This is a genomic window from Alteromonas sp. HB246098 (genome assembly GCF_054890645.1).
Genome location: NZ_JBTZUG010000004.1, coordinates 229884 through 248865, shown reverse-complemented (window position 1 = coordinate 248865; position 18982 = coordinate 229884). Strand labels below are relative to the sequence as shown.

The window sequence follows — 18982 nt, the reverse complement described above, 5'->3', positions numbered from 1 at the left end:
CAAGATTTGCTTTTATTTCTTAGTCGGTCGCGGCCAATTTTGAATGTTGCGCTGTTTTCCACGGGCAACGGCTAGTGCGTTATCGTCTACTGTTGACGTAATTACTGAGCCTGCCCCCACAGTGGCGCCATTACCAATGTTCACTGGCGCAACAAGTGATGAGTTGGAGCCGATAAAAGCGTTTTCGCCTATCACGGTTTTTGACTTATTCACGCCATCATAGTTACAGGTAATTGTACCTGCGCCAATGTTCGCTTTGGCACCAACTTCTGCATCGCCTAAATAGGTTAGATGGTTCGCTTTGGCACCTTCACCCAACGTGGCCTTCTTCATCTCTACAAAATTACCCACTTTGGCATTTTTCTGCATTACTGCACCAGGGCGCAATCTTGCGTAAGGGCCAACTGTACAAGCTTCACCAACACTGGCTTCTTCAACAATAGAATTTGCTTCAATCACGGCGTTATCGGCAATGGTACAGTTTCGCAGGATACAGTTAGCGCCAATAGTAACGTTACTGCCTATCGTAACCTTACCTTCAATAATCACATTAACGTCGATAATCACGTCATTACCAGTTTCTAGCTGGCCGCGTAAATCGAAACGAGCAGGATCCAACAAGGTAACCCCTTTCGTCATTAGCTCGTCGGCTTGTCGGTGTTGAAGCGCTCGCTCTAAGTTAGCTAGCTGCAAACGGTTATTTACGCCTTCCACTTCTACAGCCGACTGCGGCTGAGCAGACTGAATGCGCTTGCCTTCATCGGCAGCCATTGCAATAACATCAGTAAGGTAATATTCGCCCTGTGCATTGTCGTTGCTTAACTCGCCCAGCCAACGTTTGAGATCTTTGCCAGACATCATCATCATGCCGGTATTGATTTCTTTAATTTCACGCTGTGCTTCTGTAGCGTCTTTGTGCTCAACTATCGCAGTAATATTGTCATTTTCGCGAATAATGCGGCCCATACCTGTTGGGTCCTCTAAATTCACGGTCAACAAGGCTAAGTCACAGCTTTCCTTCGCTGCTTTTAATGCGCTCAATGTTTCTTCGCGAATAAGTGGTGCGTCGCCAACAAGAACAAGTACATCTTCATCGTCTTTAATATGAGGAGCTGCTTGTTGAACAGCGTGGCCTGTTCCTAACTGTTCGGCCTGTAAGCACCAATTTAAATTATCTTCAGCTATCGTTTCCTTTAGCTGGTCACCGCCATGACCGTAGACCAAATGAATATTATCCGCACCCAGTGATTTTACGGTGTTGATAATTCGCTGCACCATAGGTACGCCACCCACTTTATGTAATACCTTTGGCAACGACGACTTCATACGGGTACCTTTACCCGCTGCTAAGACAACCACTGAGAAAGCCATATAATTCCTTTATTTCGCAAAGAGAATGAAAAAACGGAGCATAGTGTAACTAAGGGACAATAATATGTCAGCGATATCTTCATTTCGAGTTCTGACCGGACGACTTTGCATTGCGCTTTCGCTCTTCGTTATTTAGTCTAAGTTAAGATAAATCGCCTAGTAGTTCATTATTGCAACAGGTATACTTGTCAACTAGGTAAGGTTCAGCCAGGCAAGGGAGCATGCGCAGTCTGTGAACACATTTCGTACACTACATAGAAGTATTCTAGTGTTATTTGCGGTAGTGGTTATCGCCATAGTAACACTGGTTCATTTCAGTATTTCAAAAATCGTTGCCGAACAAAGTCGAGCGCAGCAACAGTCATTGTCGCCTGCTATTTCGCTTATCGTCGAGCAACTTCTTAAGCCACTGCATATTTCTGAAGCACTCGGCCACTCTACCGAACTAGTAGACTTAATGGATGGAGAGACTGTAGATCAAGAAGCCGTTTTCAAAACATTGGATCGTCTTGAAAATGAATTCGGATTGTCTTTTTTTATAGCCAGCGAAGCAGACAGAAAGCAATACAATTCTGATGGCAGCATTATTAACCTTATTGAAGGTGAAGTGAGTTGGTACTTTAAATATCGTGATTACCCCGTCGATGCCGTTGCCGATATTGGCAAATGGGAGGACACGCATTTTTATATCGATATAAAAATTCACGATGAAGATGGCCGCTTTTTAGGCTTTTTTGGTGTAGGAAAAAGCTTACGCAGCTTTATTGAAGTATTTGATACCTACAAACAAGAATACGGCTATGACTTCTTATTTGTAGATGGCGAGGGTGACATTATGTTGTCTTCAGACCCAAGCCTTATTGCCTCTTATTCTGATTTTACTAACTTATCAGAGCTCCCTTGGTATGCCAGTCTCCCCATGACTATTCAAAGCGAGCAAGCCTTGAATAATAAGTTAGTCACTATCGACCAAAAAGACTTTCTTATTGCCGAAGTTAAGCTGAATCAATTCGGGTGGACCGTATTTCTTTTAAGCCCGCTAGAAGACCGCCAAGCAGAAATTTCTCAAGCGTTTATCTTTAGCGTGGTAACACTACTTGTTGTTGTATTCTCACTGTTCTTGTTGATTTACAATCTTCTGTATTATTTCAGAAAAGATATGCAGCCAGACTTAGTGGTACGCCACAGCAACCGTCTGCCTGAAAAGGATAATTTACAGCTTATTTATAAAACGCTACTGGCCGAGCACAAATCGCTAAGCATTATGTTAGTCAGTGTTGATGAACTTTCAGAAATTGTTGACGCCCATGGACGTAACGCGGGTGATGACATTCTAGATAAAGTGGTATCTTACTTAGCTGAGAACATGCGCGAACAGGATGTAGTCGGTAGATGGAGTAGCGCTGAGTTTATTATTCTATTGCCTCACACTGGCCCTCATGTGGCATTTGACATGGCGCAAAACCTTCGCCATGGCATCGCTACACTTCCTCCTCTGCAAGATTTACCCGAGGTAGTAATTACCGCTTCTATTGGCATTTCATATACTGCGTCAACTCGCGCTATGCACGAAGTAACCGCGTATGCTGAAGACGCGCTTTATCAAGCTAAGCGCGACGGCAGCAATTTAGTAAGAATGCAGCTGATAGACTAGCCCAAGCAAACTTCGATTTAAGCAGGTTTAACTTTAAGGCGTTTTCGTTTGAGAACGCCTGTGGTTAGCGCAACACCAAACAAAATCATTAAGCCCCCCACTATGGTTTGAGCTGACAAATGCTCCTGCAAGAAAAGTACGCCCCAAATAATACCGAATAGCGGCACTAAGTAGGCGACGGTTATTGCCTTTGCCGGGCCAATATCGGCGATAAGTTTGAAATACAAGATATACGCGATACCGGTACCACCGACGGCTAGCGCCACAGCGTTTACCCATGCATTAACGCTTGGCATTGTGTCTGGCAGAGTTGCAAGTGCAAAAGGTGCCAACATAATGCTGGCCATAGCTTGACTGCCTGTGGCCACAACTAAAGGCTTAACCCCTTGTAGCCATTTTTTCATCATGCACGCAGCAATTCCGTAGCCTGTAGTAGCTAAAAGCGCAGTTAAAATAGGTAGGAAGCTAATATCGCCTTCGCCAAGCTTTTGCTGACTAATAACGGTAACGCCGACAAAACCAACAAAAAGCCCAATAATTGCTGACTTTGTTAGTCTATCGCCCAGCCAGAGCCAAGCAACGATAGCCCCAAACATGGGTGCAGTAGCATTCAAAATAGCGTTAACACCTGCCTCTAAGTGCAGACTGCTGTAATTAAAAAGTACAAAAGGGACGGCGGTGTTTGCCAACCCTACTAACGCTATGGCAAGCCAGTGATGCTTAATATCTTTAATCGAGCCGCGCAATAACAGCAGAGGAAATAGCACTGCCGTTGCTAGCAAGGTACGAATTGCCACCAGCACATAAATGCCAAACTCTGGTGCCGCAACACGCATAAAAATAAACGAACCGCCCCATATCCCTGCTAATACCAACAGTGAAATAATGTCTCTTATTGCCATTTTTTAATCACCATTTTCTCATGACCCATTTTTTTATGACCACAACACCCCCTGGGCTCCCTCTAAATTAAGTAAATACTGCTTACGCGGTAAACCACCCGCGTATCCCGTTAGGGTTTTATTACTGCCAATTATACGATGGCAAGGTACGACAATAGCAATAGGGTTACGACCATTTGCCATACCCACGGCCCTAACGGCTTTTGGGTTGCCTATTGCCTTCGCAATATCTAAATAACTGGCCGTTTCACCGTACTTTACTTGCTGTAAAGCCTGCCATACTTGGTTCTGAAACACGGTGCCTTTAGGAATAAGCGGTAAATCGAATTTCTGAAGCTGCCCATTGAAGTACGCCTTAAGCTGACGACACCCTTCATCGGTAATTGCGTTAGTGCATGAATGCGTATGGGCGTAAACTTCATCACCAAGAGCGTTGTATTGCTCAGCTTCATCTGAGCTTAAAAACGCAATGGCCGTTACTCCCTCATCAGTCGCTTCTACTTTGACTGGGCCTTGTACACTATTTACGAAACCTGTGTATATCATGGTTAAGACTCTTTTTGCTGGTTGCTAAGTTGCCAAAGCTGAAGGGTTAAATAGCTGCGCCATGGCGCGGCCTTATCAGGCTCAATCGGATACTGCTGCGCCACTTTACGAACAATTAAATCGCCCCCAAGATAAATATCTGGGTTTCTCTCGCCACGCATCTTTAAATAATCTAATGTCCAGGGCCCCACGCCCTTAATTGCAAGTATATCTTCATGGGCTGGCATGCTATCGCCAACAAATAATTGTGCAAAGCTGCGCAACGCGTTTTTTCGCGCCTGAGGCATACGCAAAAACTCTAGGTTATTGTCCGCGACAGTTTCTGGTGCCGGAAAACTATAGCGCTCACTTACCTCGGTATTAAAGTCGTGTGAAGATATTACGCTTGATACCCTTTCACCTAACTGGTGTACAAGTAGCGTTACTTGTCCAATAGCCGCTTTTACACTGACTTGCTGCCCGACAATAGCGCGGCAACCGCTTTCAAATACACTGCACGCGCTAGGAAGGCGTAGACCTGATGTTAGCTGCTTTTGTGACAGCCCTGCGTGCATTAAGCTTTGTTCTATCAATAATGGGTCGGCGTGAAGGTCTAGAACCAGCTTGATGTTTTCTATTACGGTATGAAGAGCGCGTAAATCCGCCATATCAATGTGAACATTGAAGCCGTTGCGCGCGTGATCATGTTCTGCTTTGAAGACACCAGCACTGGAATGACTTGAAAAGTAACGCTGATAACTGTTTTCTGTAACTAGCTCCATTCCCTCAATGGCGCGCGCAGCTAAAAAATCACGTACATAGGGCCAGTTATACGGAGGGCGATAAGCAAGAAACAGGGATATGGACTTTTGTTCAGCGCCTTGTTTTTTTCTTAGCTGTGTCGGCGAGGTTCCGCAATATTGTTCTACAGCTCGCTGCAATTGCCTAAGCGACTGATAACCTGCGGTTACAGATACATCCGTCATAGGCAAAGAAGTTTGTTGAATAAGCTGTTTTGCAAACAAAGCGCGCTGCATATTTTGAAACTGTTTAGGCGATATGCCTACCGCATTAACGACCAGCTTATTTAGGTAGCGTTCACTTATTCCTAACCGGCAGGCAATATCTGCCACACTCTCTATAGGAATGGCAGATAATAGCGATAGCGCTCGACTTACTGATGCGCCCACGCCTTTCCAAGCCGCAGAACGAGGCGCGCTGTCGGGTCGACACCGAAAACAAGGACGATAGCCTTGCGCCATAGCCTGAGTCGCATGTTCGAAATAAGTAACATTCTCTTCTTTAGGCAAGCGCGCTGGGCAAATCGGTCTGCAAAAAATGCCCGTGGTTTTTACTGCAACGAAAAATCGACCGTCAAACCGCGGATCTCTGCTAAGCCTCGCCTTGGAGAACACAGACTGACCTAACCCTTCGCTTTCTGAAGCCTCTTCATCTTGCACAACATCGTTATCTAACATAAGTATGCAGCGCTCGCCCTTAAATCGTTACCAGAGCATAGTGTATCGTGTCTTTATTTTTAAGTGCGACAAAATCGGTACTCTATAAAATCAGGGGTAGTATCAGTGAGTATAATTAGCGACATTTGATCATTGATGCGGCTAAACGCATAATAACGAGATAATAATAATGAACGCCCTGTGAAGTAACATTGAAGTCACAGGCACAATGAGCTGACTATATGCTGAACTCTTCGCGCTTCTCACTACTGAGCCTGGCTCCACTATGGCTATTTGCAACACTCATGGTCATAACGCAAAGTGCTTCTGCAGATTGGTTAGATGACTACGCAAAACACGTTAAAAAAGAAGCGTTAAAATACAATGTCCCTGGTTATGCATTTGTGTTTTACGAACAGGGAAAAGCGCCGCGGGTTTACGTTTACGGAAAAACCCGTAAAAAAGGCGGGAAGAGCGTTACCGAAGATACAGTATTCAGGCTAGCCTCTGTTTCAAAAACCTTCACTGCCCTTCTATCTGCCAAGCTTGTAGAGAAAAATCAGCTTAGCTGGGAGACCCCTATCTCTACTTTATTGCCCGACATTCCTTTTACAGGAAAAGGAATGGGCGCGCTGCAGCTGCAACATATTGTAGGGCAATCCAGTGGCTTTATGCCAAACGCCTACGACAACCTGATTGAAGCCGACTATTCGTTAGAGCGCGTATTAAAATCCCTTGGTGAGCTTGAGCCCTTGTGTGCACCTGGCGAATGTTACACCTATCAAAATGCACTTTTCGGGGCGTTAGAGTACTACTTTAGCAACAATAATACCTCGTACTCACGCCAGCTTCAGGCAAACCTTTTCTCGCCATTAGGCATGAAGACCGCCAGCGTCGGTAAAGGTGGGTTGCTTGCATCACAGTCATGGGCACAACCACACATCGCTATTGCTAGAAATAAATGGCGTGAAGGCAAAGTTGAAAGCAACTACTACCGCTTTTCTCCCGCTGCAGGTGTAAATGCCAGCATTTCAGATATGACCATTTATTTGCAGGCGCTACTTGGCGAATTCCCAACGGTGATTTCTGATGAAATGGTAGATTATGTCACAACAAAACGCGTCAGAACCAAGCGTGAAACCTACCGCAGGGGCTGGCGCGGGATGATAGACGATGCGCATTATGGTTTGGGTTGGCGTATTTATGACTTAAATGGCGTGCAGCTTAACTATCATGGCGGCTGGGTAAAAGGCTATCGCGCCGACGTGGCGTTTATGCCCGAGAGGAAAGTAGGCTATGTGATGCTGATGAACGCAGAGTCGAACATGATTAACTCTACAACAGCGGAACTTTGGAAGCGCTATTTGAAAAAAGCCGACGCAGCTAAGTAGTAGCGGCATCGGCTTTATGAACCTGAGAAACTTAAGTGATATTTATATATTAAGAAATAGCAGGCTCTAGATTATTCACTATCGCACCTTATTGCTTAAGGTAAGTGTAACCCGCTAAGCACTTCTCGTAGAAATCAGTCCAGCGAACACCCTCACGAGGGTTTAAGTTCCCGTCCCACACGTGCTTGTCTATCATGCGCTTAACATCAGATGCCATTGCACGCGGGTTATATTGCATAACGTTGAGCACATCTTCTACCGACGAACCTTTCACCACTTCTTCAATATAGAAATCTTCCGGATCGTCATCGTAGCTGTAAATATGCACTTCATTTAAACGGCCAAATAGGTTGTGCATATCACCCATTACGTCTTGATATGCGCCAGTTAAAAACAAACCAATATAGTAAGGCTCGTCTTTCTTAAGTGGGTGCATAGGCAGTACATCAGTGATCTCACGACCAATAGTAAACTGGTCAATTTTCCCGTCGCTATCACAGGTTATATCCACTAGCGAGCAATTAACCGTGGGTTCTTCGTTCATGCGTATAAGTGGCACTACTGGCAGAAGCTGGTCGATAGCCCACGTATCTGCAGCCGACTGAAACACAGAGAAATTACATAGATACTGAGACGACAAGCTGTAGTCTAGCTCTTGTAGCTCTTCTGGTACATATTCTTCGTTGCGATACCACTTTTGTAAGCGACCCATGATATCCCAGTAAAGAGTTTCTATTTTGCCTAACTCTTCTAACGTAAGTACGCGCAGCTTAAATGCATCGAGCGCTTGCTCTTTATACTGAGAAGCATCGTTGTAAATCTCGTGCATATTGGTTTGTTCATCAAACGTATCGGCAAGTTCACGCATGTTTTTCAAAAAGAAGTGCTCGCCTTCTTTTGCCGAAGTGTCCATGTGCGATGCATTGGACTTAATCTCGCCCACAATTTCTGTGATAACGCAGCTGTGGTGAGCGGTGATCGCACGCCCGCTTTCACTTACAAGATGAGGATGCGGTACGCCTTCAAGGTCGCACATTTCCTTCATGCCATAGACAACGTCAGCAACATATTCTTGCATGCTGTAGTTACGCGAAGACTCATTGGTTGAGTTACTGCCGTCGTAGTCGATACCAAGACCACCGCCTACATCAACATAGTCTAGCGCGAAGCCCATTTTATGAAGATCGGCATAAATACGCGCCCCCTCAGTTACGGCTTCTTTAACTGCACGAATGTCAGTTAACTGGCTGCCAATATGGAAATGAAGTAGCTTCAAGCAGTGCGCCATACCTTGCTCTTCAAGGTAGCGAGCTGCGTTAATTATCTCAGTAATGGTTAAGCCGAATTTCGCACGTTCGCCACCGGAGCTTTCCCACTTACCACGACCTTTCACCGTCATTTTAGAGCGCACACCGATGATAGGGTCAATTTCCAACTCTTTCGCTATTTTCACAAGAAGAAGAAGCTCAGTGTACTTTTCAACCACTACCACAACGCGGCGTCCCAGCTTTCTGCCTAACAGCGCAAGACGCATAACTTCGTCGTCTTTATAACCATTTAAAATAGTCAGCGATTCTTCATTGGTATTCATGGCTAACACAGTTAGCAGCTCAGCTTTCGAACCTGCCTCTAAGCCGTAATTGTAAGGCTTACCTGCATCAACAATTTCTTCAACCACTTCACGCATTTGGTTAACTTTTACCGGATACACACCTTGGTACTGGCCTTTATATTCGGCTTCTTCGATTGAGCTTCTGAAAGCTTTGTTCAAACCAGCAACTTGCGAGCGCAAAATGTCGTGGAAACGCACAACAACAGGGAACTGTACGCCCTCTTTGCGGATATCTTCTATTACCGAATTAAAGTCGATTCGAATGCTAGGATCTTCAGGAACAGGGGTAATATGGACATTGCCATTTTCACCAATTTGAAAATAGCCACCACCCCATTGAGACACGCCATAGACGCGCTCCGCTTCTTCGATGCTCCAATCTGACAATTTATTCACCTATGTGTAAGTGGGCTAGGTTTATACCTAGCAAAGTAAGTGCGAAAATAAGCCGCGTATTATAGACAACACAAGGCTGAACGCGAGTATTGTTGCGATGTAAAATATCTATTGTCGCGACTAATTTTGTTTATCGAACGCTAACTTTTATGTGCCTATCCATGTTCGAACATAGTCTATAACTATTTTGTCTGCTTTTTCTTCACAATGCGCTATAAACTCCGAGATGTTCTGAGTACGCTCAAGCTCAAATCCCAGATTAATTTGCGGCGATTTAAAAAACTTCTGCGCGATATGTTCAACATCAGTCTCGTCATCTTCCAACCAGGTCTCACTAAGTTGACTTCGCCGATCTAACTTTATAGGTGCTTTTATTTGATTGAAGGTATCGGAATTGGGAACTTGCCAACCGCGCATGTCTACAAATAGGTGGAAGGGTCTACCTTTACGGGTTTTCAAGCAGTCAGAAAGTTTAGCGAGATACTGAATGTTGGTAGACATATCCCACTTGCCACGAAGCGTGACCAAGATACAATTTCTAAACGGCTCAATATGAAAAGGGGTCGTAGACATTTATTCGTACATCTCTATGACTATATGAATAGTGAATTCAACTTCTATAGCCTTCACATACTAAAACCGAATCCCGTTAATCACAACTAAAGTTGTAGTACATTGTAATCAGGTTTTATACCTTTAAACAAAAGGCCTGCGTATACGCAGGCCTTTTAGTGGTTGCCTATAAGAGAATAGACATCGTATTAGTCGTCGCCGAACTCACGAATAATACTGTTGATGGTGTCCTTAGCATCACCTAGCACCATGCGTGTGTTATCTTTAAAAAACAGCGGGTTGTCTACACCTGCAAAGCCAGCATTAGCCGAGCGTTTAAGTACAAAGACGGTTTTAGCACGATGGGCTTCGATAACTGGCATACCGTAAATAGGGCTGCCCTTCATTTCTTTGGCCGCTGGGTTGACCACGTCGTTCGCGCCGATAACGATAACCACATCATAGTTTTCCATACGCGGGTTAACGTCATCCATTTCGTATAGCTGGTCATAAGGCACGTCGGCTTCTGCCAATAATACGTTCATGTGACCCGGCATACGCCCTGCTACCGCGTGAATAGCATAATCAACCGTACAGCCGTTTTCTTCTAATAGCGTCTGAAGCTCACGTACAGCATGCTGCGCTTGCGCAACCGCCATTCCGTAACCCGGCACAACCAGTACGGCTTGCGCGGCCTCTAATACATAAAATGCATCTTGCGCGGCTAATACTTTAATCTCACCTTCTATTTTTTCGCCAGCTTCTACCGGCTTGGCAAAGCCAGACAACAGCACATTCATCAGTGAACGGTTCATTGCCTTACACATAATATTGGTAAGAATTAAGCCTGAAGCCCCAACCAGCAGCCCAGTAACAATCAATATTGTGTTACCAGTAGCGAGACCTGCAGCAGACGCGGCAACGCCCGAGTAGCTGTTTAATAACGCGATAACCACTGGCATATCCGCACCACCAATTGAAATAGTAGCCCACAAGCCAAAGCTTAGTGACAACGCGATTGCACAGTAAATCCAAAGAGGGTTGCTTGGGTCGGTAGTGAAGAAATAACCAATCACTACCATGCCAATGAGGTGCAAGATACTTAGTTCACGAAGCCCCGTGAAGATAACCGCTTTAGAGCTCATTTTTCCTGACAACTTACCCCAGGCTACCACCGAGCCAGAGAACGTAATTCCCCCAACTAAAATTGTGAAAAACAGGGTGATAAAAGTAAATGCACTTTCGGTTTTAAGTGTTATTAGGCTCATTCCGGCTAATGTTGCCCAACCCAGAAGCAATGACGCTGCCCCACCAAAGCCGTTAAACAAAGACACCATTTCTGGCATTGCCGTCATTTCAACGGTCTTGGCTTTCCACGCACCAAAGGCGCCACCAATAACAAAACCTAGCAGGATGTAATGATAGCTAATAATCTGCTGGTCAAGCAGGGTGACGACGACAGCAACCAGCATACCAATGGCAGAAATAAAGTTACCTTTTTTCGCGGTATCTGGATGGCTAAGTAACTTAAGTCCTAGTATAAATAGTGCCGCAGCTACTACGTACGCAAGGTTTATTACGGTTACGATATCACTCACTTGCGTACTCCTTATTTATCTTTTTTCTTGAACATGCCAAGCATGCGATCAGTAACGAGATAACCACCCACCACGTTGATGCTGGCCAGCGCCACAGCTGCGGTTCCAAGAATGGTCGTTAGCAAATTGTTGTCGCTACCCGAGGCTACCAATGCTCCCACTAACGTAATGCCCGATATCGCGTTAGAGCCTGACATTAAGGGTGTATGTAAGGTTGCTGGGACTTTTCGAATTAACTCAAAACCCAAGAAAGCAGCCAGTAGCACGATGAAAAGTAGGTAAATGATTTCCATGATTAGGCTCCTTTGTATGCGTTGTTAAGCATGTCGTTGGTTATGTTGCCGTCGTGGGTAATTACACAGCCAGCTAGAATGTCGTCTTCCAGATTCAGCCCAAAAGTTTTGGTTACATCATCAAAGAACTCATCCACAAGGTTATAGATGTTATTGGCGTACATATCGGTGGCGGCTCTCGCAACAAACTGACTCCAGTTGCCGTTGCCGATTACTTTTACACCACTAACTTCAACGGTTTCGCCAGCAACCGAACCTTCAACATTACCACCTGATGTTGCGGCCATATCTACAACCACACTGCCCGGTTTCATGAGTGCTAATGTATCTTTTGAGATAAGCACTGGTGGTTTGCGACCAAATAGTTGAGCAGTAGTTATAACAATGTCAGAGTCGGCAATCGCGTCACGCTGGGCTTCTTGCTGCTTCGCTTTTTGTTCTTCGGTCAGTTCTTTTGCGTAACCGTCCTTCGTTTGGCCTGTTTCCCCAATGTCGATCTTAAGGAATTTGCCACCTAGTGACTCTACTTGCTCTGCCACTACCGCACGGGTGTCGTAAGCAAGCACGTTTGCCCCTAAGCGTTTCGCCGTTGCAATGGCCTGAAGGCCCGCTACACCTGCGCCAATAATAAATACCTTTGCTGGTTTTATGGTGCCTGAAGGAGTCATCATCATTGGGAGTATTGATGGCAACTGATTAGCGGCCTGCATCACCATTACGTAACCTGCAAGACTGGCTTGAGAGCTCAAGGCATCCATTTTTTGTGCGCGAGAAGAGCGGGGGATCATCTCTACAGAAATTGCGGTTAGCCCTTTTGAGGCAATAGATTCAATAAGCGGTTGCTGAAAGAAAGGGTCAAGATGGCCTACCACAATGGCCCCTTTTTTCATCAACGCTAGCTGCGCATCGGTGGGTTTATTCACCGCCACCAGCATATCTGCTGTTGATAATGCTTCATCTACATCATTAATGATTGTTACGCCTGCGTCCTGATATTCTTTATCTGAATAACCCGCCCCCTTTCCTGCACCGGTTTCGAGCAATAAAGTCGCGCCTTTCTTCACCAGACGCTGTGCACTGCTTGGCGTAGCAGCACAGCGCTTCTCCACATTATTTAGGGGATCTGGCGTTTTTGCTTCATTTAATATTATGATTTTCACACACACCTCCTCACTTTTCGGCAACTTGAGAATGACACTGTCCAAATGCAACATAACCATTTAATTCGCTTATGCTTGGCATTCTCTGGCTAAATTACATTCAATTTTTAATTACCCGCCCTGTTCTTTTGATAGCCGGTTAGTACAGCACCGCTTTATTTTTAGGCGAATAGAGAGCAAAAGTACGCTAATCACTTATTCTTAACTACTACATTTTCCTTACGACTAATAACTAATACGAATAAAGAAGTGGCATACAGTTAACAAATGCGACCAATGAATATTCATTCACCATATGAATAAATAAAAATGCGTTCATTTTTTGCACAAAAGTAAACTTTGAACGTTGCTTTAAGAATGCTGTAAGAGCACTTTGTAAAATCTTCTAAGCGAACAATGGCGCGGTAAAAAAGTGAAAGCTCGAATCGGGTTTATGAAAGTTTGTTAATCAAGGTTAGTGATCGAAACATAACCTCGCAGCGTTATAGCGCTGACCACAGCAAAGAGACATTCGACATGTTTGGACTTTTCAAAAACAACCCAACGAAAAAAATGCGCAAGCAATACGATGCCTTATTAGAAAAAGCCATGCATGCACAACGAAATGGCGATATCAAAACGTATTCGCTGCTAACGGCTGAGTCTGAGACACTTTGGAAAGAGATTGAAAGGTTAGAAAGCACAGACAACGCAAAAAAATAGCCAACGTCATTTTTAACTCGTTTTCTCGCCCTTTGTTATTTAAGCCCTTACAATGACGCCTCAAATATAAATGCATCAAACAATAAGGCGTTTTGATATGCAAATAGGCAGTGCTATAACAGCATTTAAACAGTCCACTTCCAGGCTAATGTTCTTGGCCACCTGCGCGGTGCTGCCCAATGCAGCTTTCGCCATTGAGGCTGGCCAATATTACTATTTCATTTCTGATAAATGTGAAGCGAAGGGCCCTCAAACGCCTGAGGAACGCGGCGCAGTTACCCCTGATGTCATGCTGTTTGAAGTTGTACCAGCTGGGATAAGCGACTACTACGTAAATATGAACACAAGCGCACTAGTTAACTATGCAGAAGCAGGACAAGAGTACCTTTCATCATTGGAATCAGAGCAGGCTTATACCGCCGGCAAAACTCCCTCGAAAGACAGCCGTAGAAAAGATGGCAACGCCATCCAGCACGACTTCATGCTGCAGCGCGAAGCCGTAGATTTGAAAACCTTAATTAACGCCTTAAACGGCTTTTCGCAGCTCCAATCAGATAAAGGCTACTTTTTTAAGAAAATTGTGGGGCTTTCAAATCCCAACGCTAAATTTAAAGCTATCACCAGGGTACGCTTAAGCGATATGGGTTATGAAAACCGTATGAAGCTAACTAGCTACACAAGCGACTATTTTATGCTTGATGAACAAGGCAAGGCACCTGATACGCCATTTATTACGGTAGATCACGGTGCCGCACTGCGCAATTCACTTCACGACACCAACAGCCCTTACGCGGTATTTACCCAAAATTCAGTATGCGGTGAAAAATGGGAACCGGGAAACTAGTAAGGTAATTAGCCAACCCTACTTTGAAAGTTTGTTGAAAGCGCCGGGCTTGGTTCGGCGTTAGCGGCTTTCGGTTTGGACAACACGGTTTTAATTACTACGATAGAGCGTTTTAATAAGGTGGAAGCCGAAGCGTGTTTTCACTGGCCCGTGTACTTTAAGCACCTCTTTTTTAAACACCACATCGTCGAAGGCTTTCACCATTTGGCCCCTACGAAATTCACCAAGATCGCCGCCCCGCTTACCCGACGGACATTTAGAATAACGCTTCGCCATGGTAGCAAAGTCCTTGCCCTTTTTAAGCTGCTCTAAAATAGAAAGCGCTTCTTTCTCTGTTTTTACCAAAATGTGAAGTGCGGATGCCATTGCCATGGTGCTGCCTATTTGCATGTGATGAATAGGTGGAAATTATAAACGAGAGCATCCCTATGCGTAAGCTAAAAGCGCTCTTTAGCACTACAAAGCTATCGCAAACAAACTGTTCACTGACGTGTGGTAGTCCACTGACATAGCAACAGATAACAGCGTTATATTCACAATGGAAAAACCAAATACTCGTTTTGCCCAGCCCTCTACGTTGATGTCGGGTCTGTACCCGCGCAGTGCCATTAATAACCACCAAAGGCTAGTTGCGAAAGCAACCGTTAAAAAGCCAATGCCCGTATAACCGCTAAGCGGAAGCAGCATTACTACTAAAGCAAATAATGCAATATGAAGAACAATATGGCGTTTTGCTTTCGCAATACCTTGCGATACAGGCAATACGGGAATATCCGCCGCCTTGTAGTCGTTATACCTAAAGATAGCGATGGCGTAAGAATGGGGCATTTGCCAAATACTGAACATTCCCAGCAAAATAGCTGCGGCCGTATCAAATTGACCGCTCGCCGCGCAATAACCAACTACAGGTGGAACAGCACCGGAAAGACTGCCTACAAACGTGCCATATACCGAGTTCCGCTTCATATACAGGCTGTACACACCCACATAAATAACGTAGCCAAAGGCGGCAAAAAATACGGCGGTAAAGTTGGTGTAAAGTGCTAACAAACCAAACCCGGCGATGCCTAGCACTGCACCGTGCAACATCGCAGTAAGTAATGGCAACTCGCCTGTCACCGTAACCCGATTTGCGGTGCGCTGCATTTTTCCGTCTATGTCTCGGTCAATGCAGTTGTTAATTACGCACCCCGACGCCACCACCAGCGACAAACCGATAAGCGTGGCAAGCAGCAACCAATAATCTATTTCGCCACGGGACGCTAGCAAGAAACCGCCCGTTACTGAAATAGCATTGCCCATTATGATGCCGGGCTTAGTGACTGACAGGTAACGTTTATAAGTAGAGGTCATGGGTAAAATCCAAAATTAGAATGCGCTCATTTAGGCGCGTATCAAGGTGTACTGAGAAGTCCCAATGTTGCTCCCCAATAGGTTGCACCAATAGAAGGGCGAAACATGAGGGCCTAACGTACTGACCGCGATGAAGTAAACACATTGAAAAGCCTGACATGATCGTCAGGCTAGACAACGTATACACAGAGATTTGCTAATACATCATCATGGCGTTCGATTCGTAGATGATCCAAACGGATAACCCTACCACCATGAAAATAATGAGCGCACTGAATAGAAAGGAGAACGTATTGGCTCTGCCTTCCTCGGTTACAAAGTTAAGGTGCAGGAAATATTTAAGATGCACCCAAATTTGAACTAAGCCCAGGGTAACCACGCTCCAAATGGTGGTGACTTTAGAAAAATCACCATTCATCACCAAAGTAAACGGAATAGCGGTAAGTACCACAGATAAAATGAAACCAATAATATAAGACTTCACATCGCCATGTGCGTCATCACTATTGTGGGTCGATGAAGCATGACCGTCCGTATTTGAAGCTAATTTTGCATCGTGTAACGCCATTACATTGCCCCCATTAAGTACACTACGGTAAATACACATATCCACACGATATCGAGGAAGTGCCAAAACAGACTTAAGCAGCTTAATCGGGTAACCGTTTGCTCACCTAAACCTCGGCGGGTTACTTCAATAAACATGATGGTCATCCAAATAAGACCTGCTGTAACGTGCAGTCCGTGCAGCCCAACTAACGAGAAAAACGCCGTTAAAAACGCACTTTGCTGCGGCCCGTTACCATGCACAATAAGGTGATGGAACTCGTATACTTCCATACCGATAAAACACGCTCCCAGTGCCCATGTCACTGCCAGCCAAGTAAGTGCACCTGACTTATTTTGTCGGTGAGCGCAAATCATGGCGAAGCCAAAGGTGATACTGCTTAGAAGCAACGCGGCGGTTTCCACAGCCACAAAGTTGAGTTCAAAAATATCTTTGCCAGACACGCCCCCTGCCGTGTTCATGAAGAGCACCGCGTAGGTAGCAAAAAAAGATGCAAACAACAAACAGTCGGTCATTAAATACAACCAGAAACCAAACACCGTGTTGTTCTCATGGTGTTCTTCGTGTGCATGCTCATGTGGCATTGGCGCTGTATTTGATGATGCAATAGTACTCATGAGCGACCTCCCACTGTATTAGCACTTAGGTGCGTAGCTTCAACTCGTTCAACCTCATCTACCTGCACGTAGTAATCAACATCCGAGGTATAACAACGTTTTATAAACACCCCTATTCCTGCGACTAAACCAGCAATAGCTAGCCACCAGATATGCCAAATAAGGGCGAAACCCATAACGGTAAAACTCATACTCATAAACACACCTGCTGAGGTGTTTTTGGGCATATGTATAGGTGTGTATTTCTCTGGGCGTTGATACGACTCGCCCCGTTCTTTCATATCCGTCCATGCATCGATGTCTTTCACATGCGGTATGTTGGCAAAGTTATAGAACTGAGGTGGTGACGCTGTTGACCACTCTAGCGTGTGACCATTCCACGGATCGCCGGTTGTGTCGTTGAGCTTTTCTCTGTTTTTAAAGCTTACAAACAGCTGTAGTAGCTGGAAGAAAATGCCAATTGCTATAACAAACGCACCAAATGCAGCAATGTATAACCAGATATTCCAGTCAGGATTGTTTGTGTGATTTAAGCGGCGTGTCATACCCAAGAAGCCAAGCACATAAAGGGGCATGAACGCCAAAAGGAAACCAATTTGCCAGCACCAAAAGGCTGCTTTTCCGGTTTTTTCGTCAAGCTTAAAGCCCATGGCTTTCGGGAACCAAAAAGCAAAGCCCGCCAGGTAGCCAAACACCGCGCCGCCAATAATGGTGTTATGAAAATGGGCAATAAGGAATAAGCTATTGTGCAGTACGTAGTCAGCACCAGGAATGGCAAGTAATACCCCTGTCATACCGCCAATGGTGAAAGTCACCATAAAACCTAACGTCCATAGCACGGGCACACTTAGTACAAGACGGCCTCGATACATGGTAAACAGCCAGTTAAATAGTTTCACACCCGTGGGTATAGCAATAACCATGGTCATAATGCCGAAGAAAGCATTCACATTGGCGCTCGACCCCATGGTAAAGAAGTGATGCAGCCACACAATAAAGCCTAGAATGGCAATGGCGCCCGATGCGTAAACCATCGACTTGTAGCCAAACAAACGTTTAGCGGTAAACGTCGATATAACCTCTGAGAAAATACCAAATGCAGGCAGTACCAGAATATAAACTTCAGGGTGTCCCCACGCCCAAAACAGGTTGATATACATCATAGAGTTACCGCCGGCTTCATTCGTGAAAAAGTGGAAGTCCATATAGCGGTCTAGGGTTAGCATAGCCAACACAGCGGTAAGAATAGGGAACGACGCCGCAATCAGTATATTCGCCCACGTACAGGTCCAGGTGAAAATAGGCATTTGCATTAACTTCATGCCTGGTGCACGCATTTTAAACACGGTAACTAAGAAGTTTACGGCAGTTAACAGGGTGCCGAGCCCGGATATCTGCAGGGCCCATATGTAATAGTCGACGCCAACGCCGGGACTAAACTCCAACCCGGCTAGCGGCGGATAAGCAACCCACCCTGTTTTTGCGAATTCACCTAACCCTAAAGACACATTCACCAGAATTGCGCCACCTGCGGTTAGCCAAAAACTTAAGTTATTTAAAAAAGGAAACGCCACATCACGAGCACCAATTTGCAGAGGCAAAATGATGTTCATCAAGCCAATCATGAACGGCATCGCCATGAATATGATCATGATAACGCCATGAGCTGTGAAGATTTGGTCGTAGTGCTCTGGCGGTAGATAGCCGGGCGCACCATTTGTTGCCATTGCAAGCTGAGTACGCATCATAATGGCATCGGCAAAGCCGCGCAGCAGCATGATCATAGCTAGCACAATGTACATAATGCCAAGACGTTTGTGGTCGACAGACGTGATCCAGTCAAACCACAGGGTACCCCACTGTTTGTGTTTGGTGATTGCGATGGCTATAGCCACACCAAGCAGTGCCACTACGGCAAGTGTCACCATGATAATGGGCTCGTGATAGGGCACGGCCTCTATAGATAATTTACCTAAAAAAGACATGA

The 18982-nt window shown here is 45.2% G+C and carries 18 protein-coding genes; 4 read left to right on the top strand and 14 right to left on the bottom strand.

All coding sequences use genetic code 11. The features are described 5' to 3' along the window. Positions 1–12: 12 nt before the first annotated feature. On the bottom strand, positions 13–1371 hold the full coding sequence (gene glmU, locus ACYTPF_RS11080; RefSeq protein WP_461852248.1) for a bifunctional UDP-N-acetylglucosamine diphosphorylase/glucosamine-1-phosphate N-acetyltransferase GlmU: 1359 nt from the start codon (positions 1369–1371) through the stop codon (positions 13–15). 232 nt (positions 1372–1603) lie between these two features. Here glmU and ACYTPF_RS11075 point away from each other — a divergent pair, with 232 nt between their 5' ends. After that, the gene (locus ACYTPF_RS11075) at positions 1604–3025 is read left to right on the top strand and encodes a sensor domain-containing diguanylate cyclase (protein WP_461852247.1); all 1422 of its coding nucleotides are present in this window, start codon (positions 1604–1606) and stop codon (positions 3023–3025) included. A gap of 17 nt (positions 3026–3042) precedes the next feature. Here ACYTPF_RS11075 and ACYTPF_RS11070 read toward each other — a convergent pair whose 3' ends face one another. Genes ACYTPF_RS11070 through ACYTPF_RS11060 form a run of 3 tightly spaced genes read right to left on the bottom strand, consistent with a single transcriptional unit; the run spans position 3043 to position 5930 of the window. Beyond that, positions 3043–3927 (bottom strand): DMT family transporter, encoded by an 885-nt coding sequence (locus ACYTPF_RS11070; protein WP_461852246.1) that lies wholly within the window; start codon positions 3925–3927, stop codon positions 3043–3045. Between the two features lie 33 nt (positions 3928–3960). After that, positions 3961–4473, bottom strand: coding sequence for a methylated-DNA--[protein]-cysteine S-methyltransferase (locus tag ACYTPF_RS11065; RefSeq protein ID WP_461852245.1), 513 nt, complete (start codon positions 4471–4473; stop codon positions 3961–3963). Between the two features lie 2 nt (positions 4474–4475). Further along, positions 4476–5930 (bottom strand): DNA-3-methyladenine glycosylase 2 family protein, encoded by a 1455-nt coding sequence (locus ACYTPF_RS11060; protein WP_461852244.1) that lies wholly within the window; start codon positions 5928–5930, stop codon positions 4476–4478. 221 nt (positions 5931–6151) lie between these two features. Between ACYTPF_RS11060 and ACYTPF_RS11055 the strand changes: the two genes are divergently transcribed. Next, positions 6152–7300, top strand: a complete 1149-nt coding sequence (locus ACYTPF_RS11055) for a serine hydrolase domain-containing protein (RefSeq protein WP_179984946.1) — start codon at positions 6152–6154, stop codon at positions 7298–7300. A gap of 88 nt (positions 7301–7388) precedes the next feature. Here the strand turns inward: ACYTPF_RS11055 and speA are convergent, their stop codons facing one another. The 5 genes from speA to ACYTPF_RS11030 form a co-directional block, all read right to left on the bottom strand. Continuing rightward, positions 7389–9299, bottom strand: a complete 1911-nt coding sequence (speA, locus tag ACYTPF_RS11050) for a biosynthetic arginine decarboxylase (protein WP_461852243.1) — start codon at positions 9297–9299, stop codon at positions 7389–7391. A gap of 156 nt (positions 9300–9455) precedes the next feature. Beyond that, positions 9456–9881: an arginine decarboxylase gene (locus ACYTPF_RS11045; protein WP_179984948.1), complete on the bottom strand. Its 426-nt coding sequence runs from the start codon at positions 9879–9881 to the stop codon at positions 9456–9458. Between the two features lie 188 nt (positions 9882–10069). Beyond that, on the bottom strand, positions 10070–11458 hold the full coding sequence (locus tag ACYTPF_RS11040) for an NAD(P)(+) transhydrogenase (Re/Si-specific) subunit beta (protein ID WP_461852242.1): 1389 nt from the start codon (positions 11456–11458) through the stop codon (positions 10070–10072). 11 nt (positions 11459–11469) lie between these two features. Further along, complete coding sequence (locus ACYTPF_RS11035) at positions 11470–11751, bottom strand: NAD(P) transhydrogenase subunit alpha part 2 (protein ID WP_014951245.1); 282 nt, start codon at positions 11749–11751, stop codon at positions 11470–11472. A gap of 2 nt (positions 11752–11753) precedes the next feature. Beyond that, entirely contained in the window at positions 11754–12911 is a 1158-nt protein-coding gene (locus ACYTPF_RS11030; protein ID WP_461852241.1) for an NAD(P) transhydrogenase subunit alpha, read from the bottom strand. Positions 12912–13427: 516 nt separating this feature from the next. On the opposite strand from ACYTPF_RS11030, the gene ACYTPF_RS11025 reads away from it, so the two are divergent. Together ACYTPF_RS11025 and ACYTPF_RS11020 are read left to right on the top strand one after the other, a co-directional pair. Beyond that, positions 13428–13613, top strand: a complete 186-nt coding sequence (locus tag ACYTPF_RS11025) for a DUF6435 family protein (protein ID WP_461852240.1) — start codon at positions 13428–13430, stop codon at positions 13611–13613. Positions 13614–13710: 97 nt separating this feature from the next. After that, entirely contained in the window at positions 13711–14457 is a 747-nt protein-coding gene (locus tag ACYTPF_RS11020) for a hypothetical protein (RefSeq protein ID WP_461852239.1), read from the top strand. A 90-nt stretch (positions 14458–14547) separates the two neighbouring features. Here ACYTPF_RS11020 and ppiC read toward each other — a convergent pair whose 3' ends face one another. The 5 genes from ppiC to cyoB all read right to left on the bottom strand — a co-directional run bounded on the left by ppiC (position 14548) and on the right by cyoB (position 18980). Beyond that, a complete protein-coding gene (gene ppiC / locus ACYTPF_RS11015) occupies positions 14548–14829 on the bottom strand; it encodes a peptidylprolyl isomerase PpiC (RefSeq protein ID WP_461852238.1) in 282 nt (93 codons plus the stop codon). Positions 14830–14913: 84 nt separating this feature from the next. Then, positions 14914–15810: a heme o synthase gene (gene cyoE, locus ACYTPF_RS11010; protein ID WP_461852237.1), complete on the bottom strand. Its 897-nt coding sequence runs from the start codon at positions 15808–15810 to the stop codon at positions 14914–14916. Between the two features lie 196 nt (positions 15811–16006). Then, positions 16007–16378, bottom strand: coding sequence for a cytochrome o ubiquinol oxidase subunit IV (gene cyoD / locus ACYTPF_RS11005; RefSeq protein ID WP_461852236.1), 372 nt, complete (start codon positions 16376–16378; stop codon positions 16007–16009). Then, positions 16378–16995: a cytochrome o ubiquinol oxidase subunit III gene (cyoC, locus tag ACYTPF_RS11000; protein ID WP_461852235.1), complete on the bottom strand. Its 618-nt coding sequence runs from the start codon at positions 16993–16995 to the stop codon at positions 16378–16380. The genes cyoD and cyoC overlap by 1 nt, the downstream gene beginning before the upstream one ends. Then, complete coding sequence (cyoB, locus tag ACYTPF_RS10995; RefSeq protein ID WP_461852234.1) at positions 16992–18980, bottom strand: cytochrome o ubiquinol oxidase subunit I; 1989 nt, start codon at positions 18978–18980, stop codon at positions 16992–16994. Before cyoB ends, cyoC begins: the two co-directional genes overlap by 4 nt. Positions 18981–18982 lie beyond the last annotated feature (2 nt).

Bases quoted from the DNA above. Each gene is read 5' to 3' on its own strand.
- glmU (WP_461852248.1), bottom strand. From the start codon at position 1,371: ATGGCTTTCTCAGTGGTTGTCTTAGCAGCGGGTAAAGGTACCCGTATG.
- ACYTPF_RS11070 (WP_461852246.1), bottom strand. From the start codon at position 3,927: ATGGCAATAAGAGACATTATTTCACTGTTGGTATTAGCAGGGATATGG.
- ACYTPF_RS11065 (WP_461852245.1), bottom strand. From the start codon at position 4,473: ATGATATACACAGGTTTCGTAAATAGTGTACAAGGCCCAGTCAAAGTA.
- ACYTPF_RS11060 (WP_461852244.1), bottom strand. From the start codon at position 5,930: ATGTTAGATAACGATGTTGTGCAAGATGAAGAGGCTTCAGAAAGCGAA.
- ACYTPF_RS11055 (WP_179984946.1), top strand. From the start codon at position 6,152: ATGCTGAACTCTTCGCGCTTCTCACTACTGAGCCTGGCTCCACTATGG.
- ACYTPF_RS11045 (WP_179984948.1), bottom strand. From the start codon at position 9,881: ATGTCTACGACCCCTTTTCATATTGAGCCGTTTAGAAATTGTATCTTG.
- ACYTPF_RS11035 (WP_014951245.1), bottom strand. From the start codon at position 11,751: ATGGAAATCATTTACCTACTTTTCATCGTGCTACTGGCTGCTTTCTTG.
- ACYTPF_RS11025 (WP_461852240.1), top strand. From the start codon at position 13,428: ATGTTTGGACTTTTCAAAAACAACCCAACGAAAAAAATGCGCAAGCAA.
- ACYTPF_RS11020 (WP_461852239.1), top strand. From the start codon at position 13,711: ATGCAAATAGGCAGTGCTATAACAGCATTTAAACAGTCCACTTCCAGG.
- ppiC (WP_461852238.1), bottom strand. From the start codon at position 14,829: ATGGCAATGGCATCCGCACTTCACATTTTGGTAAAAACAGAGAAAGAA.
- cyoE (WP_461852237.1), bottom strand. From the start codon at position 15,810: ATGACCTCTACTTATAAACGTTACCTGTCAGTCACTAAGCCCGGCATC.
- cyoD (WP_461852236.1), bottom strand. From the start codon at position 16,378: ATGGCGTTACACGATGCAAAATTAGCTTCAAATACGGACGGTCATGCT.
- cyoC (WP_461852235.1), bottom strand. From the start codon at position 16,995: ATGAGTACTATTGCATCATCAAATACAGCGCCAATGCCACATGAGCAT.
- cyoB (WP_461852234.1), bottom strand. From the start codon at position 18,980: ATGTCTTTTTTAGGTAAATTATCTATAGAGGCCGTGCCCTATCACGAG.